The 25,088-nt window shown below is 71.6% G+C and carries 21 protein-coding genes and 1 tRNA gene; 13 read left to right on the forward strand and 9 right to left on the reverse strand.

From position 1 onward, the window contains the following. Positions 1–65: 65 nt before the first annotated feature. Entirely contained in the window at positions 66–1,352 is a 1,287-nt protein-coding gene (locus tag AC0NZQ_RS19285) for an alpha-hydroxy-acid oxidizing protein (protein WP_474531699.1), read from the forward strand. Between the two features lie 158 nt (positions 1,353–1,510). On the opposite strand, the gene AC0NZQ_RS19290 is transcribed toward AC0NZQ_RS19285, so the two are convergent. Beyond that, positions 1,511–3,271 carry a DNA polymerase gene (locus AC0NZQ_RS19290; protein ID WP_474531700.1) on the reverse strand — a complete coding sequence of 587 codons (1,761 nt, stop codon included), beginning with the start codon at positions 3,269–3,271 and terminating at the stop codon, positions 1,511–1,513. A 53-nt stretch (positions 3,272–3,324) separates the two neighbouring features. Here AC0NZQ_RS19290 and pip point away from each other — a divergent pair, with 53 nt between their 5' ends. After that, the gene (gene pip, locus AC0NZQ_RS19295; protein ID WP_474531701.1) at positions 3,325–4,290 is read left to right on the forward strand and encodes a prolyl aminopeptidase; all 966 of its coding nucleotides are present in this window, start codon (positions 3,325–3,327) and stop codon (positions 4,288–4,290) included. Between the two features lie 520 nt (positions 4,291–4,810). Then, entirely contained in the window at positions 4,811–5,287 is a 477-nt protein-coding gene (locus AC0NZQ_RS19300) for a GtrA family protein (RefSeq protein ID WP_474531702.1), read from the forward strand. 5 nt (positions 5,288–5,292) lie between these two features. On the opposite strand, the gene hrpB is transcribed toward AC0NZQ_RS19300, so the two are convergent. From hrpB to AC0NZQ_RS19315, 3 genes are read right to left on the reverse strand one after another with little or no spacing between them, the layout of a single operon-like run. Continuing rightward, positions 5,293–7,782 carry an ATP-dependent helicase HrpB gene (gene hrpB / locus AC0NZQ_RS19305; RefSeq protein WP_474531703.1) on the reverse strand — a complete coding sequence of 830 codons (2,490 nt, stop codon included), beginning with the start codon at positions 7,780–7,782 and terminating at the stop codon, positions 5,293–5,295. After that, positions 7,779–8,450 carry a hemerythrin domain-containing protein gene (locus tag AC0NZQ_RS19310; RefSeq protein ID WP_474531704.1) on the reverse strand — a complete coding sequence of 224 codons (672 nt, stop codon included), beginning with the start codon at positions 8,448–8,450 and terminating at the stop codon, positions 7,779–7,781. Before AC0NZQ_RS19310 ends, hrpB begins: the two co-directional genes overlap by 4 nt. Before the next feature lie 5 nt (positions 8,451–8,455). Then, the gene (locus AC0NZQ_RS19315) at positions 8,456–8,950 is read right to left on the reverse strand and encodes a COG4315 family predicted lipoprotein (RefSeq protein WP_474531705.1); all 495 of its coding nucleotides are present in this window, start codon (positions 8,948–8,950) and stop codon (positions 8,456–8,458) included. A 50-nt stretch (positions 8,951–9,000) separates the two neighbouring features. Here AC0NZQ_RS19315 and AC0NZQ_RS19320 point away from each other — a divergent pair, with 50 nt between their 5' ends. Continuing rightward, the gene (locus AC0NZQ_RS19320) at positions 9,001–10,311 is read left to right on the forward strand and encodes a cytochrome P450 (protein ID WP_474531706.1); all 1,311 of its coding nucleotides are present in this window, start codon (positions 9,001–9,003) and stop codon (positions 10,309–10,311) included. A gap of 59 nt (positions 10,312–10,370) precedes the next feature. On the opposite strand, the gene AC0NZQ_RS19325 is transcribed toward AC0NZQ_RS19320, so the two are convergent. Together AC0NZQ_RS19325 and AC0NZQ_RS19330 are read right to left on the reverse strand one after the other, a co-directional pair. Then, a complete protein-coding gene (locus AC0NZQ_RS19325; protein ID WP_474531707.1) occupies positions 10,371–10,847 on the reverse strand; it encodes a (2Fe-2S)-binding protein in 477 nt (158 codons plus the stop codon). A gap of 13 nt (positions 10,848–10,860) precedes the next feature. Then, a complete protein-coding gene (locus AC0NZQ_RS19330; RefSeq protein ID WP_474531708.1) occupies positions 10,861–13,305 on the reverse strand; it encodes a molybdopterin cofactor-binding domain-containing protein in 2,445 nt (814 codons plus the stop codon). 462 nt (positions 13,306–13,767) lie between these two features. On the opposite strand from AC0NZQ_RS19330, the gene AC0NZQ_RS19335 reads away from it, so the two are divergent. The 8 genes from AC0NZQ_RS19335 (at position 13,768) to AC0NZQ_RS19370 (ending at position 21,281) form a co-directional block, all read left to right on the forward strand. Then, positions 13,768–15,246 (forward strand): sulfatase family protein, encoded by a 1,479-nt coding sequence (locus AC0NZQ_RS19335; protein ID WP_474531709.1) that lies wholly within the window; start codon positions 13,768–13,770, stop codon positions 15,244–15,246. Positions 15,247–15,446: 200 nt separating this feature from the next. Further along, positions 15,447–17,006 (forward strand): sensor histidine kinase, encoded by a 1,560-nt coding sequence (locus tag AC0NZQ_RS19340; RefSeq protein ID WP_474531710.1) that lies wholly within the window; start codon positions 15,447–15,449, stop codon positions 17,004–17,006. 33 nt (positions 17,007–17,039) lie between these two features. Beyond that, positions 17,040–17,111: transfer RNA gene (locus tag AC0NZQ_RS19345), tRNA-Val, on the forward strand. Between the two features lie 280 nt (positions 17,112–17,391). Next, positions 17,392–17,820, forward strand: a complete 429-nt coding sequence (locus tag AC0NZQ_RS19350) for a hypothetical protein (RefSeq protein ID WP_474531711.1) — start codon at positions 17,392–17,394, stop codon at positions 17,818–17,820. Between the two features lie 61 nt (positions 17,821–17,881). Then, on the forward strand, positions 17,882–18,208 hold the full coding sequence (locus tag AC0NZQ_RS19355) for a nucleotide pyrophosphohydrolase (protein WP_474531712.1): 327 nt from the start codon (positions 17,882–17,884) through the stop codon (positions 18,206–18,208). Next, the gene (locus AC0NZQ_RS19360; RefSeq protein ID WP_474531713.1) at positions 18,189–19,907 is read left to right on the forward strand and encodes a DNA/RNA helicase domain-containing protein; all 1,719 of its coding nucleotides are present in this window, start codon (positions 18,189–18,191) and stop codon (positions 19,905–19,907) included. Before AC0NZQ_RS19355 ends, AC0NZQ_RS19360 begins: the two co-directional genes overlap by 20 nt. Positions 19,908–20,199: 292 nt before the next feature. After that, positions 20,200–20,844: a response regulator gene (locus tag AC0NZQ_RS19365; RefSeq protein ID WP_474531714.1), complete on the forward strand. Its 645-nt coding sequence runs from the start codon at positions 20,200–20,202 to the stop codon at positions 20,842–20,844. Between the two features lie 47 nt (positions 20,845–20,891). Beyond that, positions 20,892–21,281 carry a response regulator gene (locus AC0NZQ_RS19370; RefSeq protein WP_474531715.1) on the forward strand — a complete coding sequence of 130 codons (390 nt, stop codon included), beginning with the start codon at positions 20,892–20,894 and terminating at the stop codon, positions 21,279–21,281. 2 nt (positions 21,282–21,283) lie between these two features. Here the strand turns inward: AC0NZQ_RS19370 and AC0NZQ_RS19375 are convergent, their stop codons facing one another. Further along, positions 21,284–23,224 (reverse strand): PAS domain-containing sensor histidine kinase, encoded by a 1,941-nt coding sequence (locus AC0NZQ_RS19375; protein ID WP_474531716.1) that lies wholly within the window; start codon positions 23,222–23,224, stop codon positions 21,284–21,286. A gap of 111 nt (positions 23,225–23,335) precedes the next feature. On the opposite strand from AC0NZQ_RS19375, the gene AC0NZQ_RS19380 reads away from it, so the two are divergent. Further along, positions 23,336–23,740, forward strand: a complete 405-nt coding sequence (locus AC0NZQ_RS19380; RefSeq protein WP_474531717.1) for a hypothetical protein — start codon at positions 23,336–23,338, stop codon at positions 23,738–23,740. A 101-nt stretch (positions 23,741–23,841) separates the two neighbouring features. On the opposite strand, the gene AC0NZQ_RS19385 is transcribed toward AC0NZQ_RS19380, so the two are convergent. Further along, the gene (locus AC0NZQ_RS19385) at positions 23,842–24,651 is read right to left on the reverse strand and encodes an FAD:protein FMN transferase (protein ID WP_474531718.1); all 810 of its coding nucleotides are present in this window, start codon (positions 24,649–24,651) and stop codon (positions 23,842–23,844) included. Beyond that, complete coding sequence (locus AC0NZQ_RS19390; protein ID WP_474531719.1) at positions 24,648–25,085, reverse strand: FMN-binding protein; 438 nt, start codon at positions 25,083–25,085, stop codon at positions 24,648–24,650. Before AC0NZQ_RS19390 ends, AC0NZQ_RS19385 begins: the two co-directional genes overlap by 4 nt. Positions 25,086–25,088: the final 3 nt, after the last annotated feature.

The raw sequence follows: 25,088 nt of genomic DNA on the forward strand, positions 1-25,088 counted from the left end.
AGCCTAGGCCTCCGCCGCCCCCGGCGCCCGGCCTGCCGCAGCGCCCGACGAGCTAGATTTCCCGGATGCAGCCTGTGAGCGCGGCCGGCCGTGGCCGGGACCGCCAGTCCGCCATCTACCGCGACGGCGTCTTCGGTCGTCGTCCCGCGGTACCCACGGACGCCGCCCTGCTGGAGCGTCGCGCCACCGCCCGGATGACGCCGCGCGGCCGCGCCTACATCGCCGGCGGCGCGGGCGAGGGGGCGACCATGCGCCACAACCGCGAAGCCTTCGACCGCTGGCGCATCGTGCCCCGGATGCTGGCCGGCGCCGCGACGCGGGACCTGCGCACCTCGGTGCTCGGCACGGACCTCGCCGCCCCGCTGCTGCTCGCGCCGGTGGGGGCGGCGCAGCTCGTGACCGACGACAGCGACGTGAAGATCGCCGCCGGCGCGGCCGCGGCAGGGACGCCGTACGTCTTCTCCTGTCAGGGCTGCAACCCGATGGAGGCCACCGCTGCGGCTATGTCCGGTACGCCGTTCTGGTATCAGCTCTACTGGTCGACCGACGACACGGTGGTGTCGTCGATGATCGACCGAGCCGAGAAGGCGGGGGCGAGCGCGCTGGTCGTCACCCTCGACACCACCATGCTCGGCTGGCGGCCGCAGGACCTCAACCTGGGGTCGCTGCCGTTCGCCCGCGGCGAGGGCATCGCCCAGTACACCTCCGACCCGGCCTTCCGGTCGCTGGTCCGCGAGCAGGTGGCAGCCGCCGCCGGGCCTCGGGAGAAGGTGGAGGTGACGGTCTCGGCGGTGCGCACCTTGCTGTCGATGTCGCGGCAGTATCCCGGCCGGTTGCTGGACAATCTCCGCTCGCCCGAGCCACGCGCCGCCGTCGAACGTTTCCTCGGCACGTACTCCAACCCGGCGCTGTCCTGGGAGCACATCGCCACGCTGCGCTCGCGCACGTCGCTGCCGGTGCTGCTGAAGGGCGTCCTGCACCCCGAGGACGCGGTCCGAGCCCTGGAGCACGTGGACGGTGTCATCGTCTCCAACCACGGCGGCAGGCAGATCGACCGATCCGTCGCGGCGCTCGATGCACTCCCCGCCGTCCGCGAGGCCGTCGGGCCGGAGGCGACGGTGCTCTTCGACAGCGGCATCCGCACCGGCGCCGACGTCTTCGTCGCCCTGGCCCTCGGCGCGGACGCCTGCCTGCTGGGACGGCCGCACATCTACGGGCTGGCCCTCGCCGGTGCCGACGGTGTGGCACAGGTGATCGAGAACGTCGTCGCCGAGCTGGACCTCACGATGGGGCTGGCCGGCGTCCGCGATCTCGCTGGTATCAGTCGCGAGGTCGTGCAGCCGGTGGGTTAGGGCGTGTCTGACAATCCCGTGCTCTGCTGCGCGACGCCCGGGCACGCACGCTGCGGCGTTGTCGTCGTCGGCCGTAGCAGGCTACGGCCGTCCTCCTCCGCCTTGCATCGCGCGCACCCGACCGCCGCTCGCGACGAGCGAGAATGGTCAGACACGCCCTAGCTTTTCGCCTCCGACCATCGCCCGACGATGGAGACGTCGGCGAGGAAACGCACCGCGCTGCGTCCGCCCTGCCAGCGGGCGGCCGCCTCGTCCAGGCAGGTCGCCAGCAGCGCCGCCGTCGCCTCGGCACGTTCGGCGGGGACGTGGACGAGCAGTTCGTCGTGCAGGCAGAGCACGATGCGCGCCCCGAGCGGCGCGGCGCGGGCCCGGACGGTGACCGCCCACGTCTTGAAGAGCTCGGCCGCCGCCCCCTGCACCACCGCGTTGCGGGCGTAGCGGCCGCGGCTCTGCCGGAAGGACTGCGTGGCGGCCTCGTCGAGATGGTCGGGCAGCGGCGGCATCCGCACCCGGCGGCCGCCGCTGGTACGGACGTCCCGCCCGGCGCGACCCGAGGCGTGCGCCGCCTCGAGCAGCGCCATGGCAGTGGGATAGGCGGCGGTGAGGCCGGCCAGGGCGGCGCCGGCCGTCCCCGAGGTCTGGCCGTACATCGCGGCCAGCACCGCGACTTTGGCGACGGGACGCTCCACCCCCAACCGGGCGGCGACCGGCGCGTAGAGGTCGTCCTCCCTGGCCGCCCGCGCGAGCGCGGGGTCGCCGGAGACCGAGGCCAGCACCCGCGGCTCGACCTGCCCGAGATCGGCGCGCACCAGCAGCTGTCCCGGCTCGGCGGCGACGGCGGGGCGCAGCTCGGCCGGCAGGTTGTGCAGACCGGCGGAGGCGGTCATCCGTCCCGCAGCGCCGTCGCTGCCGGCCCACGCGCCCCGCAGCCGGCCGTCGTGGACGTGCGCGTCGAGCCAGTCGTGGCCGTAGGTGGTGGCGATGCGTTCGGCCTTGCGCCACTGCAGCAGAGCATCGACGAGGGGATGGCTGCCGCGTAACGGTTCCAGGCGCCATGACCGCGTGTCCGGGACCGACACCCCGATCGCCTCGAGCATCTCCCGCACCCGACCGGGATTGCGCAGATCCACGCGAGATCGCGCGTGCCGCAGCACGAGTTCGTCGCGCTCGGCGCGGAGCCGGACCGCGTCGTCCGCGTCGGCCGGCCGCGCCCCGGCGGTCGCGGTGATCAGCTGCTCGGCGGTGGTGCGGTCCACGGGCAGCCCGTCGCGGGCCAGCTCCGCGCAGAGCAGTTCGGTGGCCGACTCCGAGTAGGCCGTCAGCAGCGGATCGCCGGTGGCGGGGAGGTCGGCGAGGGCGGTCCGCTGCCGCTCGGCGCAGCGCAGCGCGAGGGCGGCCCAGCGGGCGAGGCGGTCGGGATCGCGGTGCCAACCGTCGTCGGTCCACTCCGGCCGCAGATAGCCATCGCTCCGGACCGGGTCCTCGGGGTCGCCGCCGTCGGCGTCGACCGGGCCGCCGGCGAGCAGATCGAGCTGTCCGGATCGTGGCAGCCCGGAGACCGGCAGACCGTGCAGGGCCGCGAAGGTGGCGGCGATGCTGGGCCGCGGTCCGCCGTCGAGGAGTTGCTGGACCGCGCCGACGTCCCAGCAGGCGCCGATCCGGACCCCGGCGGCCACCAGCAGGTCGGCCGTCTCTCGACCCCACCACGTCCATCGCGGACGGTGCTCGCCGTCGAGCTCGGCGACCAGCGCGGCGGGGTCGCTGGTCGTGACGCGGTGGGTGCCCTCACCGGCGGCGAGTCCGAGCCCGACGCCCGGCCACAGCGCCACCCCGATGGCTCGGCCGGGTGTCAGCACCAGCTCGCCTGCGGTCGGTGCCGGTCGGGTGGGCTGCGGCGACCGTCCCTCCCGCGCTGGCATGACGGCAAGCATGGCGCACGCGTCGTTCGGCCCGCGCCGGTTAGGGTCGTCGGGTGGCTGAGCTCTATCCCGAGATCGAACCGCACGACACCGGCATGCTCGACGTCGGCGACGGCAACCACGTCTACTGGGAGGTGAGCGGTAACCCCGACGGCAAGCCGGTCGTCTTCCTGCACGGGGGTCCCGGCGGGGCCACCGGGCCGAAGCACCGCCGGCTCTTCGACCCGGAGCGCTATCGCATCGTCCTGCTCGACCAGCGCAACTGTGGCCGCAGCACGCCGTCGGCCGGCGACCACGGCACCGACCTGTCGGCCAACACGACCTGGCACCTCGTCGCCGACCTGGAGCTGCTGCGCGAGCACCTCGGCATCGACCGCTGGCAGGTGTTCGGCGGGTCCTGGGGCTCCGCCCTCGCTCTGGCTTACGCCCAGCGGCACCCGTCACGGGTGACCGAGCTCGTCCTGCGGGGGATCTTCACGCTGCGCCGAAGCGAGCTGGATTGGTTCTACGAGGGACCGGCCGGCAACGTCTATCCCGAGGCGTGGCAGCGCTTTCTCGCGCCGGTGCCGGTGGCCGAGCGGCAACCCGGCGGGTTGATCGACGCCTACGCCCGGCTGCTCGCCGACCCCGATCCGGCGGTGCACGGACCGGCCGCGGTCGCCTGGGCGACCTGGGAGGCGAACGGTGTCACCCTGCTGCCCAACCCCGGCCTCGTCGCCGAGTTCGCCGACCCCGCCTACGCGCTGGCCTTCGCGCGCATCGAGAATCACTACTTCACCCACGACGGCTGGTTCGAACCCGACCAGCTGCTGCGCGACGCGCCACTGGTCACGGGGATTCCGACGGTGATCGTGCAGGGGCGCTACGACATGTGCACCCCCGCCACCACCGCCTACGAGCTGCATCGAGCGCTACCCGACGCGCAGTTCGTCATCGTCGACGACGCCGGCCACGCCTTCAGCGAGCCCGGCATCCTCGCGGCCCTCATCGACGCCACCGATCGGTTCGCCACCGCCTGAGGCCGCGCCCGGTCCACTGGTCATCCCGATCGCACCGACAGAGCGCCCGACGACGCGCCCGGTGTGCAGATCCCGATCGCACCGACAGAGCGCCCGACGACGCGCCCGGTGTGCAGGTCGCGATCGCACCGGGAGAACGCCCTACCGAGCGCCCCGTGTTCTGCACCCGAATATGGGTGCAGAACACGGGGCTGCAAAGAGGGTCGTCGGGTGTTCTGCACCCGAATATGGGTGCAGAACACGGGGCCGAAAAGGGCAGGACACCTTCGGTGTTCAGCCCGTGCCTGTCGGTGCCCGCCCCCGGTCGGTCGGCCACGCCGCCGGCCAGCGCACCCGCAGCGTCCGTCGACCACCGCACCCGCAGGATCCGTCGACCACCGCACCCGCAGGATCCGTCGACCACCGCACCCGCAGGGTCCGTCGGCCACCGCACCCGCAGGCCAGTCGGTGTCGACCCCGTGTTCACCGTCGGCCACGCGCCGGCTCACCCGCGTTCATCCCGGACGCGGAGGCTGGCGCGATGGAGACCCTGGCGCGCGGAACGGGTGCGCGCACCGCCGGCGAGCGTTACGCCGAGGCGATGCGAGCGGTGGTCCGGCGGTTGCCGTGGGGGCTGTCCCGCTGGGTCGCGCCGACCTTCCTGGGCTTCGTGGTGATCAACTCCGTCACCTTCGGCGTCGACCTCGCGCTGCTGGCGGTGCTGCACGGTCCCGCGCGCTGGCCGCTGGCGCTCGCGATCACCGTCGCCTACGCGACCGCGTTCGCTCTGGCGTACGCGCTGAACCGGGTGTTGAACTTCCGCTCGCACGCTCCGGTCGGCCGGCAGCTGCGGCTTTACGTCGTCGTGGTCGCGGCGAACTACCTGGTCTGCGTGCTGGGCGTCGCAACCGCGCTGGCCGGGGTCGGCCTGGACTTCCGGCTCGCCCGGATCGTGGCCGGCGGCTGCGAGGCGGCGTTCATGTATCTCGCGATGCGCAGGGTGGTCTTCCGCGACTGACCTGATCAGCCGCGCGGCGTGGTCCGCTTCGTGGCCGCCGCCGTGAGCGGATCGTCCGGCCACGGGTGCCGCGGGTAGCGGGCCCGCAGCTCGCCACGGACCTGCGGGTAGCCCTGCTGCCAGAACGACGCCAGGTCGCCGGTGATCGCGACCGGACGTCCGGCCGGGGAGAGCAGGTGCAGCACGACCGGCACCCGACCGTCGGCGACGGTGGGGGTGTCGACGGTGCCGAAGAGCTCCTGCAGCTTGACCGCCAGCACCGGCGGCTCGGCGCCGTCGTAACGCAACCGCACCCGCGAGCCGGAGGCCACCGCCAGCCGCTCCGGGGCGAGCTCGTCGAGGCGGGTCGCCGCCGGCCAGGGCAGCAGCCGGCGCAGTGCCGACGTGACATCGATCCGGGCCAGGTCGCGGGCCCGCCGCACCCCGTCGAGGTCGGCACCGAGCCAGTCGTGGAGGCGCGCGAGCAGGGCCGCGTCCGAGACGTCCGGCCATGGCTCGCCGAGATGCTGGTGCAGGAAGGCCAGCCGCTGCCGCAGGCTTGCCGCGGCGTCGGTCCAGGACAGCAGCCCCCAGCCGTCGGCCAGCAGCCCGGCCCGGACCGCCTCGCGGACCCGAAGCGGGTCGGGGTCGGGCAGCGGCAGTTCCCGCAGCACGATTGCGCCGAGCCGTTCCACCCGGCGGGCCACGAGATCGCCGTCGCGCCAGGTCACCTCGTCGTGTTCGCCGAGCCGGGAGCCGGCAATCAGCCGCACCGACTCCTCGTCGAGCGGCGCCGCACAGCGAATCCGTGCGTCGGCTCGCCCCGGCCCCCGCTCGGCGGCAGCCACGGCGAGCCACGGGCTGCCCCGCAGGGCGGATTCGTCGGCGAGCGCGGCCCCGGTGCCGCCGGCCATGAGGTACGCCGTCGTGTCACCGCCGCGGGCGCGGGCCAGCCGTTCGGGATAGGCGAGTCCGGTGACGAGGGCAGCGGCCCGGTCGTCGGAGACCGCGGTTCGCGCCGGACCGCCCGTCCCCAGTCGACGGACCTCGTCACGCCAGCGGGCGTCGCGGCTGGCGCGGACCCGGCGGTAACGGATGCTCAGGTCGTCGTCGCGGCCACCGAGCCCGTCCTCGGTTAGCAGCGCCACGATCTCGCGGGCTCGGTCACCGCCGACCAGCTCGGCGCCGTCCACCAGCGCCCGCGCCAGCCGGGGATGGACGGCGACCTCGGCCAGCTCCCGGCCCCGCTCGGTGATCCGGCCGTCCTCGCCCACCGCGCCGAGATCGGCCAGCAGCTCGGTGGCGGCGGACAGGGCCCGCTCCGGGGGAGGTTCGGGGAGGCGGAGGCCGATGCCCCCGGGCGTGCCCCAGGCAGTGAGGGCGAGAGCGAAGGGGGCGAGGTCGGCGGTGGCGATCTCGGCCGGGGCATGCTCGGCGAGCAGCGCGTGCTCGGCCTCGCTCCAGCAGCGGTAACCGCGGCCCGGACCCTCACGACCGGCCCGGCCGCGCCGCTGATCGGCGGCCGCGCGTGACACCTTCGTGGTGACCAGCGTCGACAGCCCGCGGTCGTGATCGGTCCTCGGTTCACGCGAGAGTCCCGCGTCCACGACAACCCGGACGCCGGGCACGGTCAGCGAGCTCTCCGCCACTGCGGTGGTGACGACGACACGCCGCCGCGGGCCGGCCCGCAACGCGCGGTCCTGCTCGGCGCGGGACTGCCGTCCGAAAAGCGTCAGCACGTCGGCGGCGACGCCGTCCAGGGCCCGCGTGACGGCCGCGATCTCCCGCTCGCCGGGGACGAAGACGAGCACGTCCCCCTCGCCTTCGTCCAGGGCTCGGCGGGTGACGGCGGCGACGTGCGCGAGCAGCCGGTCGTCCACCCGGCCGCCGGGTCGCAGCGGGATCGGCTGCGGCGGGGGCGCCCAGATGGTGGTCACGTCGTGAGAGGTCCCGGTTGCGGTCACGACGGGAACGTCGTCGAGCACCCGGCGTACGGTCGCAACATCCGGCGTGGCCGACATGGCCAGCAGCGCGAGGTCGTCGCGCAGGTGGCTGCGAACATCGGCGGCGAAGCCCAGCAGCAGGTCGGTGTCCAGGTGGCGCTCGTGGCACTCGTCGACGACGACGGCGGCGACACCGGTGAGCTCGGGGTCGCGCTGCAGCCGGCGCACCAGCAGCCCGGTGGTGAGCACCTCGACCCGCGCCTGCGCGCCGCCGACCCGCTCGCCCCGCATCGCGTACCCGATGCGGTCGCCGGGCTGTTCGCCCACCAGGTCGGCCAGCCGGACCGCGGCCGCGCGGGTGGCGATGCGGCGGGGCTCGGCCACCAGGATCCGTCCGGGCAGCGCATCGGCCAGCGCGAGCGGCAGCAGCGACGTCTTGCCCGAGCCCGGCGGAGCGACCAGCAGCGCTGTGCCCTGCTCTCGCACCGCCGCCACCACTTCCGGCAGCGCCTCGCGGACGGGCAGGTCCGCCCCCGGTGTCGTCCGCGGCGGCAGCAGGCGGCGACCCGTCACGGCGTGAAGCTGGCCAGGTCGTCGATGCCGAGCTGCTGTTCCACCCCGTGCACCCGGCGCAGCACCTGCCGCAGTGCAGCGTCGCCGAACTCCTTGTCCGACAGGTCGTGGAACCGTTCGGCGAGCTCGGTCAACTGCGCCGGCCGCAGCGCCGCCCGCAGCGCGGGATAGACGACGGTGTCCTCGAAGGCTTCGTGCGGCTCGTACATCCGGACGAAGGCGGCGAGGTCGTCGCGGACCTGCGTGCGCGCCGCCCGCGGCAGCGCCGCCGGGACGGTGAGCAACCTGGCGGTGATCACCCGCCCGCGGTCGTGCTGTTCGAGCAGGGTCCGGATGAGCGTCGGCTCGGCCGCGCGGACCCGGGGGAAGACGTAGCCCTCCTCCAGCCCCTCGTGGAAGTCCTCGACGTAGTCCAGGACGATCTGCGCGCTGTCGGTGACCGCGCCGGCCGGCACCGTCCGCCCGGCGTCGATGCGCTCGACAACGGCGCGGTAGCAGAGCAACACCCGCTTCAGGACGCCGTGCTCGGTCATCAGCTCCTCGTTGGCCGAGGGCAGGCGGGACGGGTCCGGCGGCGGGCCGCTCTCGGCAGCCGCGGACCCGGCGGCGCCGGCACCGGCACCGACCGCGAGGCCGGCGACTCCGGTGAGCAGCTCGCGACGGCTCACCCCCATCACGACACCGCCTTGGTCAGCGGCGTGCCGGCCGGCGACAGGACGTACCACGGACCGCCGTTGAGGTTCAGCGCCTGGCCGCGTGCCTGCCCCGCAGCGAGGTCGCCGGCGTAGCGGTAGAGCGGGTAGCCGTTGTAGGTCACCACGCGGCCCCCGGTGTTGGGATCGGGGAGCGTGCCGAGCTTGCTCGCGGTGACCCCGGCGCCGGCGCGTGGTCTGCGGCCGTCGGCGAGTGCCAGCGGCGGCCAGGTGCCGGCGCAGGGTCCGGTGCAGCTGACCACGCGGCGCGCGTCCGGCGGGAACATGTAGAGCACCTGCCCCGAGCCGTCGGCCAGCACCGGACCGAGGCCGCCGACGGAGACCGTCCGGACGGAGACCGACTCGGCCGGTCGCTGGACCAGCGCGGGATCACCGCGGTCGGCGGTCTGCGACCCGCACGCGGCGAGCGCAGCGGCGCAGAGCGCGGCGGCAAGGGGCAACACGAGTCGGGACATCGGCTCCAGTGTGCCGCGACGACCTGTGGCGTATCTGCCAGAGTGGGTTCATGAGATCTGTGGCGCGATGGGTGGTCCTGCACGGTCTCGGTCGCGCGGCGACCCGGCGCTGGGCCAAGCAGGGCGATCTGCAGGCACGGCTGATCGCCGACCCGAGTGTGCGGCTGGACCCGTACCCGCTCTACGAGCAGATCCGCGCCACCGGGCCGCTGCTGACCACCCGCGTCGGCTACGTGACGACCTCGCACGCCGTGGCCAGCCAGGTGCTGCGCTCGGACGACTTCCGCACCACCTCGGTCAGCAGCAGCATCCCGTCGCCGCTGGACAGGATCGAACGCCTCACCCGCACCGGCGCCCTGCACCCCCTGGAGACGCCGTCGCTGCTGGCCACCGACCCGCCGGACCACACCCGCTACCGGACGCTCGTCTCCTCGGTCTTCACCGCCCGCGCGGTGAATGCGATGCGCGAGGAGGTCCAGGCCCGCGCCGATCGGCTGCTGGACGCGATCGCGGCCGAGGCCGACGACGAGGTCGACCTGGTCGAGCGGTACTGCGCGCAGCTGCCGGTCGCCGTCATCAGCGACATCCTCGGGGTGGGGGAGGCCGACCGCGGCCGGGTGCTGGACTTCGGCGACCGCGTCGCCCCCAGCCTGGACTTCGGGCTGCCGTACCGGCAGTTCCGCGAGGTCGAACGCGGCCTGCTCGCCTTCGACCGCTGGCTCGGCGCGCACATGGACGGCCTACGCAGCAACCCGGGCGAGGACCTCATGAGCCGGCTGATCCAGGCCAAGCTCGACGGCGCGAGCCTCACCGACGACGAGCTGCGCGCCACCGCCGGGTTGGTGCTCGCGGCCGGCTTCGAGACGACGGTGAACCTGCTCTCCACCGGCACCAAGCTGCTCCTGGACCACCCCGACCAGCTCGGCATCCTGCGCGACGACCCGTCGCTGTGGTCCAACGCGGTGGACGAGTGCCTGCGCGTCGAGCCGCCGGTCCAGCTCACCGGACGGGTGGCCGACGCCGAGGTGGAGCTCGCCGGACGGACGATCGCCCGCGACAGCTTCGTCGTCACCATCCTCGCCGCGGCCAACCGGGATCCCGAGGTCTTCGAGGAGCCGGCCCGGTTCGACGTCACCCGGAGCAACGCCAACAAGCACCTGGCCTTCTCCGGCGGTCGGCACTTCTGTCTCGGCGCCGCCCTGGCACGGCTCGAGGGGGAGGTCGGGCTGCGCAGCCTCTTCGACCGCTTCCCGGACCTCGCCGCCGGCCGACCCGGCCGCCGCCGGCAGACCCGCGTGCTCCGTGGCTGGGCCTCGCTGCCCGTCCGGCCCGGACAGCCGGCTCGCTCCGCCGCCGCCTGAGCCCGCCGCGATCGGGGAGCGCTGGTCCCGCTGAGCGGGACCAGCGCTCCCCGATCGGGTCACATCCGCTCGGCGCCGGCCTTGATGGCCTCGCGGACGCGGTGGTAGGTGCCGCAGCGGCAGATGTTGCGGATCTCGTCGAGGTCGTCGTCGGTGATGCTGCGGCCGGACTTCTTGACCTCGTTGACGAGGGCGACCGCCTTCATGATCTGGCCGGGCTGGCAGTAGCCGCACTGTGCGACGTCGATGTCGAGCCAGGCCTCCTGCATCGGGTGCAGCTCCTTGCCCACGGTGGCCGGCAGCCCCTCGATGGTGGTGATCTCGTCGTCTTCGGCGATGTCGGCAACCTTCACCGAGCACGGATTGAAGGCCTTGCCATTGACGTGTGAGGTGCAGGCCTTGCAGACGTTGAGGCCGCAGCCGTACTTCGGGCCGACGATGCCGAGGACGTCGCGCAGCACCCAGAGCAGGCGGACGTCGTCCTCGACCTCGACGGTGACCTTCTCGCCGTTCAGGACGAACTTGTGGGTTCCCATGTCGGTTCTCCTGTCAGCCGCTGACGTCGGTGGTGAGGCCGTCGGTGGGGCTCTGCGGGGTGGACGGCACGGTCGGGATGACCGTGAAGTGCGACGGTGCGTCCGCGTGATTGATCGGGAACTCCGTCGGCATCCTGCCGACGGCGCGACCGTAGGCGCAGGCGGTGGCCGCCATGGACGCTGCGACGCCGAACTCGCCGGCACCGCCGGGCTTGTCGCCGGTCGGCGGCATGATGATCACGTTGATCTCGGGCGGGACGTTCCACTGCCGGGTGTAGTAGTAGTTGTCCCACGAGCCCTCGAGGAAGTAGCCGTCCTCGAGGTGCAGGCTGGACGTCAACGTCTGGGCGATGCCGTCCATGATCCCGCCCTGCATCTGCGCCTCCAGGCCGGTCGGGTTGAGCGGTAGACCGACGTCCACGGCGAAGGTCACCTTGGTGACGCGCGGCCCGGTGTAGGCCTCCTCGATCTCGCGGCCGGTCTGCGACGCGCGGGTGTCGATCTCGACCAGGCAGGCGCACCAGCCCTTGTACTCGTTGTGCACCGCGATGCCCTGCGCGGTCCCCGCCGGCATGCTGCGGCCCCAGTTGCCGACCTCGGCGACCTTGTCCAGGACGGCGCGGCCGCGGGCGTGCTTGATGAAGGCGCGACGGAACTGGTACGGGTCCTTCTTGGCGAGCTTGGCGAGCTCGTCGGTGATCAGCTCCTGTGCCGTGCGGGTGTCGGGGGAGTAGATGTTGCGCATGCTGCCGGTGTTGAAGCCCTCGTTGACCTCGTTGAGCAGCTGCGTGGTGAGCCCGTACTTGTAGGAGACCGTCTGCGTGAGCAGGAAGATGCCCTGCGCGATCGAGTAGTTGCCGGCGATGGGCAGGCGGGATGCGAAGGCCGAGAGCATCTCGCCCAGACCGTGACCGAACGACGTCGAGACGCTGGTGTGGCGCTGCTCGTAGGTGAGGACGTTGCCGGAGAGGTACGTGGCCCGCACTCGCGACGTGGCGGCCGGGTGGACGCGCCCCTGCCGGAAGTCGTCGGTGCGGCTCCACATCAGCTTGACCTTCTTGCCACCGAAGGCCTTGGACGCCTCGACGGCCTCGAGCGCGGCGTCGCTGAAGAGGTGACGGCCGAAGGAGCCCCCGCCCTCGGTGACGTGGACCTTGATCCGGTTGCTGGGGATCTTGTACTTCTCCGCGAGGTCGCTCTGCAGCACCAGTGGCGCCTTCAGCGTGCTCCAGACCTCGATGCCGTCGGGCTGCCAGCTCGCGATGGCCGAGCCGGTCTCCAGCGGGGAGTTGCTGCGGAAGTGGAACCGGAAGCTGCCCTCGACGGTCTTGGCCAACAGCGGCACCTTCGGCACGGCCAGCGGCAGCTCGGCGCCCTTGAGCTGCCGGAAGATGTCCTCGCTGGACTTGCCCGCCTCGGTGCCCTTGCTCCACGTGGCGTCGACGGCGCGGATCGCGTCGATGCACTGGCCGAAGGTCTTGGCACGGACGGCGATGCCGGTGGAGATCATCGCGACGTCCGTGACGCCGGGCATGGCCTTGACCGCAGCGAGGTTCGAGATCGACGTCGGGGTGCCGTTCAGCGTCGGCGGCCGCGCGATCATCGTCGGCAGCGCGTCCGGGATCTGCAGGTCGAGGGTGAACTGCTTCTTGCCGGTGACGGCGGCGAGCGCGTCGACGCGCCGATGTCCCTTGCCGAGGACCGTGAACTTCTCCGGCGACTTGAGCTTGCCTCGCAGCGTCACCGTCTTCGTCGCCGCCGCCGCGGTGGCCAGCGAGCCGTAGGACGCCTTCCTGCCGCCGCTGCCGAGGACGACACCGTCCTTGGTCGTGAGCGTCGAGGCCGACACCTTCCACTGCGCCGCCGCAGCCGCGATCAGCCGATCACGGGCGTGGGACGCCGCGGTGCGGATCGCGTGGTAGGTGGAGGTGGTGGTGTTCGAGCCGCCCGTCAGCTGGTTGAAGAGCAGTTCGGGACGGGCGTCGGCGAGCGTCACCTCGATCTGGGACATCGGGATGTCGAGATCCTCGGCGATGATCATGGTGGTCGAGGTGGTGATGCCCTGCCCCACCTCGGAGCGGGGAATGGCGAACCGCGCGATGCCGTCGGTGCCGACCGTGACCGTGATGAGGTTCGAGGTCGGCAGCGCGGCGAGGTCCTGCAGATCGCCGAGGTCGAAGAGGTCGGCGGGCTCGGGGATCGACGTGCCGACCGCGGCGGCGGGCTCGGCGTCGGTGGCCAGCGAGGCCAGCATCGAGGTGCCGACGACCAGTGTCGGCGCGGCGATCGCCCAGCTGAGGAAGCCGCGCCGTCCCGGCCCGCGGATCTCGTCCCCGGTCGTGGCGTCCTCGTCGTCTGCTCGCGGCCGAACCGGCGGGCGCTGGTCGGTGGGCAGGCTGCGGGGGAAGGGGAGGGGCCGGTCGTCGGGAGCAGCAGGGTGCCGGGACGTGGCGGTCATACGTGGTCCTCTCACCGGGTGGGTCGGGTACCAAACCTTGAGGTATGTCGACGCCATGTAACTATCCGATTTCGGACAAGACAACTTGAAACGGCCGACCCGCACCCGCTACATGACCGCAGATCGCCGTCAGAGAGATGTCGAGCGAGAGGGCTTTCGGCGCGCTATGACGGGGGACACAGTCTGCCGGCGGTGACGGCGTCGGGAGCCGCAGGTGCGGGCTTAACGACGGCAAAAGAGGAGTTTTGCGGATTGCGCGGCGGTGTGACGGCACCTGGCGTGTCGGCGGCAGGTGGCCCTCGCGGTGTCCGGAAGCTCCCGAACTACACTCGCCGCGATGTCCGGCACGGGTCGGATGTGGCCGGTGGGCGAACCCGGCGTCGATCCGGAGGGAACGCGAAGATGGCGCGGCGCGCTCGGACCACTCACCGGCGGTGGCCGGTGACCCTGGCGGCATTGGCGGTGACAGCTGTGCTGGTCGCCGGCTGTACGGGGGGCGGCGGCAGCACGTCCGCTTCGTCCGCGCCGCCGTCGCTGCCGGCCTACTCGCCGCGGCCGAACATCGTCTACGTGCTCACCGACGACTTGTCGATGAACCTCGTTCCCTACATGCCGCGCGTCCGGGCACTGGCGGCCGAGGGCATGTCGTTCTCGAACTACAGCGTCACCGATTCGCTCTGCTGCCCGTCGCGCTCGTCCATCTTCACGGGGAAGTTCCCGCACAACACCGGCGTCTTCACCAACATCCCGCCCGACGGCGGGCTGCTCGGTTTCAACAAGCACGGCGGGCCGCAGGCCTCCTACGGACTCGCCCTGCAACGTGCCGGCTATCGCACCGCCATGATGGGCAAATACCTCAACAACTATCTCGTCGGGAAGAAGCTCGCCAACCTGCCGGCCAATTACGTACCGCCGGGCTGGTCGACGTGGGCCGTCGGCGCAGGGGCGTACCGGAACTTCGGGTACGGCCTCAACGAGAACGGCAAGACGGTCCGCTACGGCTACAAACCCGAGGACTACCTGACCCGCGTCATCACCAGGCTGAGCCAGAAGTTCATCGAGAACTCGGTCTCGGCCCGCAAGCCTTTTGCGCTGGAATTCGCCACGTACTCGCCGCACGACCCGTACACGCCCGACCCGATCGATGCCAATACGTTCCCGGGGCTGAAGGCTCCGCGCGGGCCGTCCTTCAACAAGCTCCCCACCAACGCGCCACGCTGGCTGGCGCAGTCGCGCAAGAAGCTGAACGCGAAGCAGATCGCGTCGCTCGACCTGGCGTTCCGCAAGCGCGTCGAGTCGGTGCAGTCGATCGACCGGTCGATCGGGCAGTTGCGCGACACGCTGCGGCAGACCGGACAGCTCGCCAACACCGTCTTCGTCTTCAACTCCGACAACGGACTGCACCTCGGTGAGCACATGCTCGCGGCCGGCAAGCGGACCGCCTTCGACACCGATGTCCACGTGCCGCTGATCGTCGCCGGTCCCGGTGTGAAGCAGGGGGCGACCAGCGACGCGATGGTGCAGAACATCGACCTCGCCCCGACGTTCGAGCAGCTGGCCGGGCTGACCCCTCCGGCAACCGTGGACGGCCGCAGCATCGTGCCGCTGCTGCGTGGCGAGTCGGTGGCGTGGCGGACGCGAGCGCTTGTCGAGCACCACGGTCCCAACGTGCCGCACTCCAGTGACCCGGACCTGCAGCCGCGGGCGGCCGGTGAGCCGCCGGACTACGACTCGTTGCGGGGTCCCGACTGGACCTACACGCGCTACCGCGACGGCGAGCGGGAGTACTACGACCGGGCCACCGACCCCTACGAGATGGACAACCTGGCCGGCTCGCTGACCGCGGCGCAGCGTGCCGCTCTGGACCGGCAGCTCACCGCGTTGACGTCTTGCGTGGGTGGTGCGGCCTGCTGGCGGGCGGGCCTGCCGCAGCGGTCCTGATCGACCCGTGACGCGGACATTGCTGGCTTTTGTGCACATGCCGCGAAATTCGCATTCCGAAGTTGATCTCGCGGCTCAAAAGCCTGGTGACAGCGGCTCCGGAGTGGGTATTTCGTCGTCCGTGTCGGCGCGCACTGCCATAGCCATTCCCCGATACGATCGACCCCGACCATCTCCCCGGTCTGACGGAACGAGTCCGAATGTCCGCAGCTGAGGCCCTCGCCGACGCCGCCCGGCTGGTGCCGTGCGGCGGCACCCGCGCGCGCCACGGGTCGATGCCTCGCGTGGCGCGGGCCTGCGCCGCGCTCGCCGCCGTGCTCGCGCTGGTCGGGCTGGCCGGATGGGTCTTCGGCGTCGAGGGGCTGCGGGAACTCGTCCCCGGCCAGATCGGGATCAAGGCCAACTCGGCGATCGGCATGCTGCTGATCGCCGTCTCCTGGCTCGTGCCCCGGCGCGCGGGTGATGTGCTGGCGACGCTGGCACTCCTGCTCGGGGCCGCCACGCTGGTCGAGTATGTCTTCGCCGTCGACCTCGGCATCGACGAGCTGCTCTTCGACGACCCCACGAGGTCGGCTCACCCGGGCCGGTCGTCGGTGATGACCGTGGTCTGGATGATCGTGCTGGCGTCGTCCCGGCTGCTCGTGCCGCGGGGCCACGGCCGGCGTGGTCAGGCGCTCGCCTTCGTCGCGGTCCTGGCCGCCGCGGTGGTCCTGCTGGGTTACCTCTACGACGTCCGCTCGCTCTACTCGGCCCGTCCGGTCACCACCGTCGCGCTGATCACCGCGCTGGACGGCGCGCTGCTGGGATTGGCCGCGCTCGCCGCGGTCGACGGCGGCGTGCTGACGTGGACGGCGAGGGGCACCGACGCCGGCGCGCTGCTCATGCGCCGCCTCTGGCCGCTCGCGCTGATCGGGTTGCCGCTGATCGGCCTGGTCTGCCTCGTCGCGCGGCGGCGCGACTGGCTCGACGACGCCGCCTCCACGATCGCGATCATGGTGGTGGTCTGCGCCCTCGCCTTCGGCTACCTCACCTGGGTGGCGGCCCGGCGCATCGCCCGGGTCGACCAGCGTCGCGCGCTCGCGCTGGAGGAGTTGACCGAGCTCAAGAACGACCTGGAACGGCAGGTCACCGAGCGGGCCGGTCAGCTGCGTCGCCACGGCGGGCACATCGCGGTGCTGGAGGACCGGCAGCGCATCGCCGCCGACCTGCACGACATCGTCATCCAGCGGCTCTTCGCCGCCGGCATGTACCTGCAGGGCGCGAACCACCCCGGCGCCGACCCCGACGTCCGCGATCGCATCAACACCGCCGTCGAGGCGATGGACATCGCGATCAAGGATCTGCGGCACTCGATCTTCGAGCTCGGCGGCGGATCGGTGGCGCCGGTCGACATCACGACCGCGGTGGACGAGGTCTGCAAGGAAGCCACGCGCATCCTCGGCTTCCGCCCCGACGTCTCCGTCGACGACCCCGACTTCGAGGCCGAGACCGTCCGCGACGACCTGCTCGCCGTGCTGCGGGAGTCGCTGGCCAACGTCGCCCGCCACGCCGCCGCCACCGCCGTCGAGGTCCGCGTCCAGGCCGGCGACGGCCAGGTCTCGATGCTCATCGCCGACAACGGCAAGGGTATGGGGGAGACGTCCTACAACTCCGGCACCCGCAACATGGCCGAGCGTGCCCGGCAGCGCGGCGGCGACTGCGTCTGGGAGCCGAACGAGCCCTCGGGTACCCGCGTGCGGTGGCGGGTCCCGGCCGGGTAACCTTGCCTGCGCTGCGGCTTCCGCGGCCGTCCCGGGCGATTAGCTCAGCGGGAGAGCACTGCCTTCACACGGCAGGGGTCACTGGTTCGATCCCAGTATCGCCCACCCTACCTTCGCACCGCGAAATACCGGGGCCTCCAGCTGGCGATGCTTAGGCGGCTCCGGCGACCTTCGCGGCCGCTAGTTAACCGACATGCCCTTGGGAACCTCGACCTCCTTGCCGACGCGGCCGGGGCGAGGGAGCATCCACCGTGATCCGCGTGTGGCGGGTCATCGGGAGGGGAGCACGTCGATGCGCGAGCCAGGGTTGGAACCGTGGGAGCAGCGTGGTGTGCCGGCGCCGAACCGTCCCCGCCCACGACCGGTGGCGCCCGAACATTGGGCAGTGCCGGGGCCGTCGCTCGCGTTCCCGGAAGCGCCACCGCCGGCTGGTTCATGGGTGCCGGGCCAGGACGGCCACCTGCACTGGTGGGATGGTTACCGCTACACGGGGCAGACCATGCCGTTCCCCGACACAGCTGGGGACAAGAACGTTCGCGCCCTCATCGGCGTCGTCGTAGCCCTGCTGGCGGCGATTGGCACCGTCCTGAACCTTCAATCGGTCAACCTCATCGAGGGCTCCGGCAAGGTCTGGACCGGCGCGGTGATGGCCGTCGCGGCGGCGCTGCTGTGCTGGTTCCCGAAGGCGCTCGCAGTGGTGGTCCGAATCGTCATGGCGTTGGTTGCGGCTGCGCTGGTTGCGAATGCCGTCTATATCGAGGTCCAGCTCGAACACCGGCGGGACGAGCTGCGTCACGTGCTGAACTCGCCGTAGGTCGCTGGCCCCCGCGGTCGAGGAGGCATGGGGGGCGCAAACGTCCGGCTACGATCCGGCCATGTCACATCACGACCCCCGAGCAGCCATTCGGGCGATGGTGGCCGCACGGGACTGGGATCAGTTCCACTCGGCGGAGAATCTTGCCAAGAGCATCGTGATCGAGGCGAGCGAGCTACTGCAACTGTTCCAGTGGAACGATGGCGCAGACCCGGACGAGATTGCTGACGAGCTTGCAGACGTGCTCACGTATTGCTACCTACTCGCCGATCGGTTGGGCGTGGACGTCGATGACGTCGTCCTCGCCAAGGTCGAGAAGACCCGGGCGAAGTATCCCGTCGATAAGGCGCGAGGACGGAGCACGCGGTATGACCAGCTTCCGGATTGAGCGGGTCGAAATAGCCGCGCGCGTCCTTCGTGAATGGAGTTCGGCCGATGTGCGCTTGCGCAATTGGCCCGTGGTTTACATGCTCGAAGGTGGGAAGGCGATCTACGTCGGAGAGTCGCTGAACGTCGAGGCGCGGTTTCGGCAGCACCTCGACAGCCCGGACAAGGACGGCCTCTCGCGCGCCCACGTGGTGATCGACCCGACGTTCAACAAGTCGGCGGCGCTCGACCTGGAGTCGTACCTGATCAAACTGTTGGCAGGCGACGGCAGGTTCGAAGTTCGCAACCGAAACGTCGGAATCACCGATGCCGATTACTACCAACGCGACGCCTACCGGCGCTCGTTCGAGCAGATCTTCACCGAACTTCGGCGTGATGGTGTTTTCGTTCGCACCGTTAGGGAGATCGAGAACAGCGATCTCTTCAAGCTCTCGCCCTTCAAGGCGCTGACGCACGACCAAAGCGAATCAGTGCAGTCGTTACTGGCCGGCCTGTTCGCCGACCTTCGCTCCGGGGAGCACTCCGAGACGGTTGTTCAGGGTGATCCCGGTACCGGCAAGACCGTCGTCGGAATCTTTCTGATGAAACTTCTGGCAGACATCCGTGCCGACGATGCGCTCACCGCCTCCGAGGTTGATACCCGGCTCGCCGAGTTCTTCGCCAGCGACAACGCCGACCTTCTTCGCCAGTTCAAGATTGGCATTGTCGTTCCGCAACAATCCCTTCGTAAGTCCATCGAGAGGGTATTTCGAAAGACCCCCGGGTTGGATCCCGCCAGTGTCCTGACGCCATTTCAGGTGGGCGAGTCCAACACGGCATTCGATCTGTTGATCGTGGATGAGACGCATCGACTCAGCCAGCGAGCGAATCAGTCGACCGGTGTGCTGAACGCGAAGTTCAAGAAGATCAACCTCTCGCTCTTCGGGGACGACGATCCGTCACACACGCAGCTGGACTGGATCCGCGCGAAGAGCAGGCATCGGGTGCTGTTGCTCGACGCATCTCAGGGTGTTCGACCGGCGGACCTCCCGCGCAGAACTCTGGAAGCGGTGCTGGGAGCGGCGGGAACTGCACAGCGCCTGCACCGACTGCGGTCGCAGCTTCGAGTTCGGGGCGGCGACGATTACGTCGACTACGTGCGGCGAGCATTGAGTGACGACCCACCAGCGCCGAGGCAGTTCCCGAACTACGATCTTCGCTTCTTCGACGACTTCGTCGCCATGCGGACGGAGCTCCAGCGACGAGATGCCGAGGACGGACTGGCCCGTCTACTCGCGGGTTTCGCCTGGCCTTGGGTGAGTAAGGACGACCGCACCGCGACGGACATCCGCCTCGAGGGGGTTGACCTGCAGTGGAACCAGACAGACGTGGACTGGGTCAACTCGCCCACCTCGAAGCACGAGGTCGGTTCGATTCACACCATTCAGGGTTACGACCTAAACTACGCAGGGGTCGTCATTGGGCGCGACCTGCAGCTGGACCCCGGCAGCGGCCGCCTTCGCTTCGACCGAAGCAACTACTTCGACAAGCGAGGAAAGCAGAACAACCCCGCGAGGGGCCTGCGATACAGCGATGACGACCTGCTCGCCTTCGTGCGGAACATCTACGCCGTGCTTTTGACCCGCGGCATGCGAGGTACCTACGTCTACGTCTGTGACGAGCGGCTTCGGGAGCACCTGCGACGGGTGTTCGGGGGCTAGAGAAATCGTGCCGGGATGGCGTCGAGGGACTGTGCGCTCTGGCGAGCAGGCGCCGACCGTGGCGGCTACGCGATGTGGATCTCGCCGCGGGCAGCGTGGCCTCGGGGGGCTCCGGCGGCTCTGCGGTCTCACACCGGGGGCGGATCCGTAGACCGGAACTGCGTGGCCATCGTGAATCGACGCCTCGACACGCGACGACGAGAGCGGCGACCGCTGGCCCGACCTCCCGGCACGACCTTCGTCGCCGGCCGATGCGCATACTGTTGCCCTCTGCCGACCGGAGGAGGCGTGGGTGGCGACTCGCGTGCTGGTGATCGACGACCACGTGCTCTTCGCCGAGGCGATGCGGGCGGCGCTGGCCAGTGACCCTGACCTGGAGGTCGTGGGCGTGGCGGCGACCCTGGCCGAGGGACTCGCCGTGCTGCGGACGCGCACCGCGGACGTCGTGCTGCTCGACTACCGCCTGCCCGACACGACCGGCTTCGACGGCCCCGGCGCCATCGCGGAGCTGGCGCCGCATGCGGCGGTGGTGATGGTGACGGCGGTGGAGGACGAGCGGGTGCTGCTGTCGGCGATCGAGGCCGGCTGCGCGGGGTTCGTGACCAAGACCGGTTCGCTGGAGACGGTCCGCGAGGCGATCGCGCGGGCGGCGACGGGGGAGTCGACCGTCGCCCCGGACCTGCTGGCCCGGCTGCTGGCGCGGATCGCCCGCTCCGAGACCGGCCGCCGGCCCGGTGCGGACCTCACCGCCCGCGAGCGGGACGTGCTGCGTGGCATCGTCGCCGGCCAGTCCAACCAGCAGATCGCCGGCGATCTCGTGGTCTCGGTCAACACGGTCCGCAACCACGTCCAGTCGGTGCTGACGAAGCTCGGCGCGCACTCGAAACTCGAGGCGGCAGCCATCGCGACCCGGGAGTCCGTCCTGGACAGCCAATAGTGCAATCGCACCTACCGACGAGCCGGAGCAGCGGTCACCATCGAAGGATGCGTCGGGACGAGGCCACTGCGGCCACGCTGCACGTCCTCATCGCCGACGATCAACCGGATGTCCTGCAGGCGTTGCGGGACGCGATCGCCGGGTCGGCCGACAGTTCACCGCCGCTACGGATCAGTCTCGCCGAGACCGGCACGAGCGCCGTCGCCACGCTCGAGGACGAGCACGTCGACATCGCGGTGCTGGACGTCCGCATGGCCGGCGGCGGGGCCGAACTCGTCACGACCGTCCGCAACCGCTGGCCGACGACGACGATCGTCAGCACCTCCACCCACACCGGACAGCGCGAGCGCATGCTGACGGCTGGTGCCTCCTACTTCGCGGAGAAGTCCCGCGTCGCCGAACTGGTGCGCCGGGTCGTGGCCGCCGACCCGCGCTGAGATCAGCTGAGGTCCAGCGCCGCGGCGGGCAACCACAGCTGCACCACCGAGCCGCCCCGCTCGTCGTCGCCGGCCCGACACGAACCGCCCAGCGCCTCGATGCGGGCAGTGAGCGTGCGCAGGCCGAGATGCCCCCGCCGTTCCGGCACGCGACCCATTCCCACACCGTCGTCGCGGACCCGGACCGCCAAGCCGCGCTCGTCCCGGTCGAAGCCGATCGAGACCGAGCGGGCGTGGGCGTGACGTCCCACATTGGTCAGGGTCTCCCGCAGCGCCCGTGCCAGGACCAGGGCCGCCGCGTCCGGCAGCGGGCCGGGATCTCCCTCGACGGTGACGACGACGCCCGGACACAGCCGTGGCGCCACCTCGGCGATCATGGCGGCGAACGACTCGTCGGCGGGGCCGACATCGAGGTCGCTGAGCACGGCGCGCAGGCTGTGGCCGGCGCGGTCGACCAGGTCGATGACCGTTCCCAGCTCGCCCGTGGGCGCCTCGGCGCCGGCCAGCGCCCGCAGCCGCAGCCCGATCGCCGCGACGAGCTGCATCGGCTCGTCGTGCAGCACCTCGGCCAGCCGGCCGCGCTCGTTCTCCTCGGCGGTGACGACCTCCTGCAGCAGCTGGCGACGCTGCTCGCTCACCCGCTCCAGCGCCTGACGGGACTCGATCTCGCCGCGGATGTCCCGGCAGATCGTGGCCAACCCGATGGGCGCCCCGGTATCGCGATCGGTGAGCAGGAACGCGTTCGAGGCCACGCTGATCGCCTCGCCGCCGTCCCAGTGACGCAGCTCCAGGGTCGAGATGACACGGCCCTCCCGCAGCAGCCGGTCCCGTGCCCCGGCCTCGACCGACTCGGGGACGGCGAAGTCCGAGGTGACCAGGCCGGTGACGTCGACGTCCTCGGCGAGGCCGACCAGGCGGCGTCCGGCCGGGTTGAGGTAGGTGAGCCGACCGTCGAGGCCGGCGAGGCCGATGAAGTTAACGCTGGACTCCACGAGCGCGGCGAAGCGGTGCGCCTCGCCCTCGGCCGCGCGCTGGTCGGTGATGTCGAGCAGCTGGGTGAAGTACTCGGCCGGCTCGTCCTCGGCGGGTGCGCGGATGACCGTGGAGGCCTGCACCCACCGCGCCTCGCCGTCCGGCCGCAGCACTCGCTTGGTGTGGTCCATGCGGGGCACCCGTTGCAGCAGCACGTCGGCCAGGTGGCGACTCTCCGCCTCCAGGTCATCCGGGTGTGTCACCTCCCGCCAGTTCACTCCCGCCAGCTGCTCCGCGCTGCGCCCGAAGATCTGCTCCGCGCGCGGGTTGACCAGGGCGATGCAGCCGGCCGCGTCGAGCACGCCCATGCCCACCGGAGCCGAGTCGAAGGCCTCCTGCCAGCGACGCGAGAGGCGATCCTGCTCCCAGCGTTGGCGTGAGATCCGCAGCAGCAGCCCGATGACGCCGGCCGCCGCGGCGAGGTCACCCCGGTCGGCGTCGTCGAAGGCGGCCGCGTCAGCAGGGCGGGAGCAGGCGAGCACGCCGACCAGCCCGGGGTCGCCCGGCACCGGCGAGACGATGACCTGCTGTCCCGGGCACGGCCGCACCACCTCGGCGAGCCGTTCGCCGGCCCGCTCGGGCGGCAGTGCTCGGCCGCCGTCGTCGCCACGCACCGCGACGAGCGCCTGCGTGATCGCCGCGGCGGACTCCCGCGCGGCCGGGGACGTCGCCGAGGCGGCCGAGAGCACCTGCCCGTCGTAGCCCGGCGGATCGGCCAGCACGAGCACGGCGTCGGCGCGCAGCGTGGGGGCGATCAGCTTCACCGCGGCGCTCATGCAGGTTCGGCAGTCGTCGTCGCCGACGAGCACGTGGGCCAGGTCGGTGATCATCTGGGCCGGCGACGGCCGGTCGTCAAGCGGGGGAGGTAGTGCATCGGCACCGGTCAAGTTGGTGCGATCGGCTCTGCTCATCGGCGTGGACCTCCGGCAGTGTTCTCACAGTGAGGCCCGCACCAGCGGGCACTCCGCGCGTCTCGGCAAGACTGGTCGTTGCGCGGCGCCGACGCCAGGGACGGAAGAACCGTGCATTCGAAGACGACGACATCGGTGCGTGCCGGTATCGACGCCGTCATGGTGCTCATCCGCGACGAGGCCGGCCGCCGTGGTCTTCACATCCTGGCCGAAGTCGACGTCGCCGGTCACCTCGGCGATCATCAGCCCGCCGGTCACGACGGGCATCGCCTGCTCGCCGTGGGCAGCGCGGCGGCCACCGCCCACGCTCTCGTCGCGGACCCGTTCTCGACGGCCTGGCTGCCGCGGTGGATCAGCGTGCGCCGCATCGCCGACGTCGTGAGGGTGGACGCCTTCGGGGCGGCTCCCGACCCCACCTCGGACGGCAGCGCCGACGGACGGCACGCGCCGCAGCGCGAGGTGTCGCTCCGCCTCGCCGAGCTGCTCGACGAGGTCACCCGCCGCCTCACGGCGTGACAGCTCGCCGTGACGTTCCCCCGGCGTCACGGCGCTCGACGACCCCGGCCCCCGTTCCCCCGACGGGGGTCGGGGTCCTCTCGTCCGGCGGACCCACGGTGTCAGCGCCCCTCATCGAGTGGGCCGATCTCAGCCGCCGCGGGCCAGGGACCCACGGTGGTGACGGCGCCGTCCGGCAGCACGAGCAGGGCGGCGACGCCGTCCAGCCGGGCGAGCCGGCTGCGTGCCTCGTCCGGGCCCATCGCCACGGCGGCGGTCGCCCAGGTGTCAGCGGTGACCAGGTCGGCGGCCAGCACGGTGGCCGACGCCAGCCCGAGGGCCGGGGCGGCGCGGTGTGGATTGAGGATGTGCGCGCCGCGCTCGGCGAGGCCGGAGGTCGCGACCGCGACCGGGCCCTCGGCCTCGACAACCGTCAGCAGCGAGCCGCGCCGGTGCGGGTCGGCGATGCCGATACCCCATCCCCGCCCCGCCTCGGGCCGGCCCGCGCAGACCACGTCGCCGCCACCGTTGACGCAGTGGTTCGCCGACCCCGCCGCCGCGAAGAGATCGGCGACGCGCTGCGTCACCCAGCCCTTCACGTAGCCGTCGAGGTCGAGGCTGCGCCCGTCGGGTCGCGGGCTGAACCACCCCCCGGTCTCGGTCTCGAGCTCCTCGCAGGCGGCGAGCACCTGGCGCAGCTCGCGGCTGGCGCGCGTCACCCGCAGCGAGCCGTCGTTGATCCGGCTCACTTCGCTGTCGGGACGGTAGGTGGAGAAGAGCGCGTCCATCTCGTGCAGCCACGCCACCGCGTCGGCCAGCGCGGCAGGTGAGACGCCGGGGGCCGGCACCCGGAAGGAGAAGACCGTCCCCATGCAGTGCTCGACATGGTGCAGCGGGAGCGCGGTGGGTCCCGGACGGAGCTGGAGCGTCATCGCCGTCCCGCCCGATCGAGGGCCGATTGCGCGGATTCGCGATAACCCGCTGAGGTGTAGCTCGCCCCGGAGACGGTGTCGACCTGCGCCGTCTGCGCAGCGAGGGTTCGGCGGAGCAGCTGCGGTCCGGCCGCGGCATTGATGCGCTGCGAGTGGTGGTCGAAGGCGTCCAAGCGGGTGAAGCCGACGTCGGTGATGTGGCCACCGGCCACGGTGACCCGCACCTGGACCACCCCGTATCGCGTCGTCACGGCCTTGCCGACGTCACTGCGGGCGGGCTGCAGCCGCGCCGCGGTGGCGGGTGGTGTGGGGAGGTGCAGCGTCGCCGACGGCAGCGGACCGCCGTCGGCGACGGGCGCCGTCTCGGTCTTGATCGACAGCAGGGCGGCCAGGCCGGCCAGCGTGGCCCCGGTGGTGAGAAGCAGGCGTCGCATCAG

Source organism: Jatrophihabitans sp. sgz311053 (genome assembly GCF_056135305.1).

Coding starts and splice junctions, on each gene's coding strand:
- AC0NZQ_RS19285 (WP_474531699.1), top strand. CDS start 66: ATGCAGCCTGTGAGCGCGGCCGGCCGTGGCCGGGACCGCCAGTCCGCC.
- AC0NZQ_RS19290 (WP_474531700.1), bottom strand. CDS start 3,271: ATGCCAGCGCGGGAGGGACGGTCGCCGCAGCCCACCCGACCGGCACCG.
- AC0NZQ_RS19300 (WP_474531702.1), top strand. CDS start 4,811: ATGGAGACCCTGGCGCGCGGAACGGGTGCGCGCACCGCCGGCGAGCGT.
- AC0NZQ_RS19315 (WP_474531705.1), bottom strand. CDS start 8,950: ATGTCCCGACTCGTGTTGCCCCTTGCCGCCGCGCTCTGCGCCGCTGCG.
- AC0NZQ_RS19320 (WP_474531706.1), top strand. CDS start 9,001: ATGAGATCTGTGGCGCGATGGGTGGTCCTGCACGGTCTCGGTCGCGCG.
- AC0NZQ_RS19325 (WP_474531707.1), bottom strand. CDS start 10,847: ATGGGAACCCACAAGTTCGTCCTGAACGGCGAGAAGGTCACCGTCGAG.
- AC0NZQ_RS19330 (WP_474531708.1), bottom strand. CDS start 13,305: ATGACCGCCACGTCCCGGCACCCTGCTGCTCCCGACGACCGGCCCCTC.
- AC0NZQ_RS19340 (WP_474531710.1), top strand. CDS start 15,447: ATGTCCGCAGCTGAGGCCCTCGCCGACGCCGCCCGGCTGGTGCCGTGC.
- AC0NZQ_RS19355 (WP_474531712.1), top strand. CDS start 17,882: ATGTCACATCACGACCCCCGAGCAGCCATTCGGGCGATGGTGGCCGCA.
- AC0NZQ_RS19360 (WP_474531713.1), top strand. CDS start 18,189: ATGACCAGCTTCCGGATTGAGCGGGTCGAAATAGCCGCGCGCGTCCTT.
- AC0NZQ_RS19370 (WP_474531715.1), top strand. CDS start 20,892: ATGCGTCGGGACGAGGCCACTGCGGCCACGCTGCACGTCCTCATCGCC.
- AC0NZQ_RS19375 (WP_474531716.1), bottom strand. CDS start 23,224: ATGAGCAGAGCCGATCGCACCAACTTGACCGGTGCCGATGCACTACCT.
- AC0NZQ_RS19385 (WP_474531718.1), bottom strand. CDS start 24,651: ATGACGCTCCAGCTCCGTCCGGGACCCACCGCGCTCCCGCTGCACCAT.
- AC0NZQ_RS19390 (WP_474531719.1), bottom strand. CDS start 25,085: ATGCGACGCCTGCTTCTCACCACCGGGGCCACGCTGGCCGGCCTGGCC.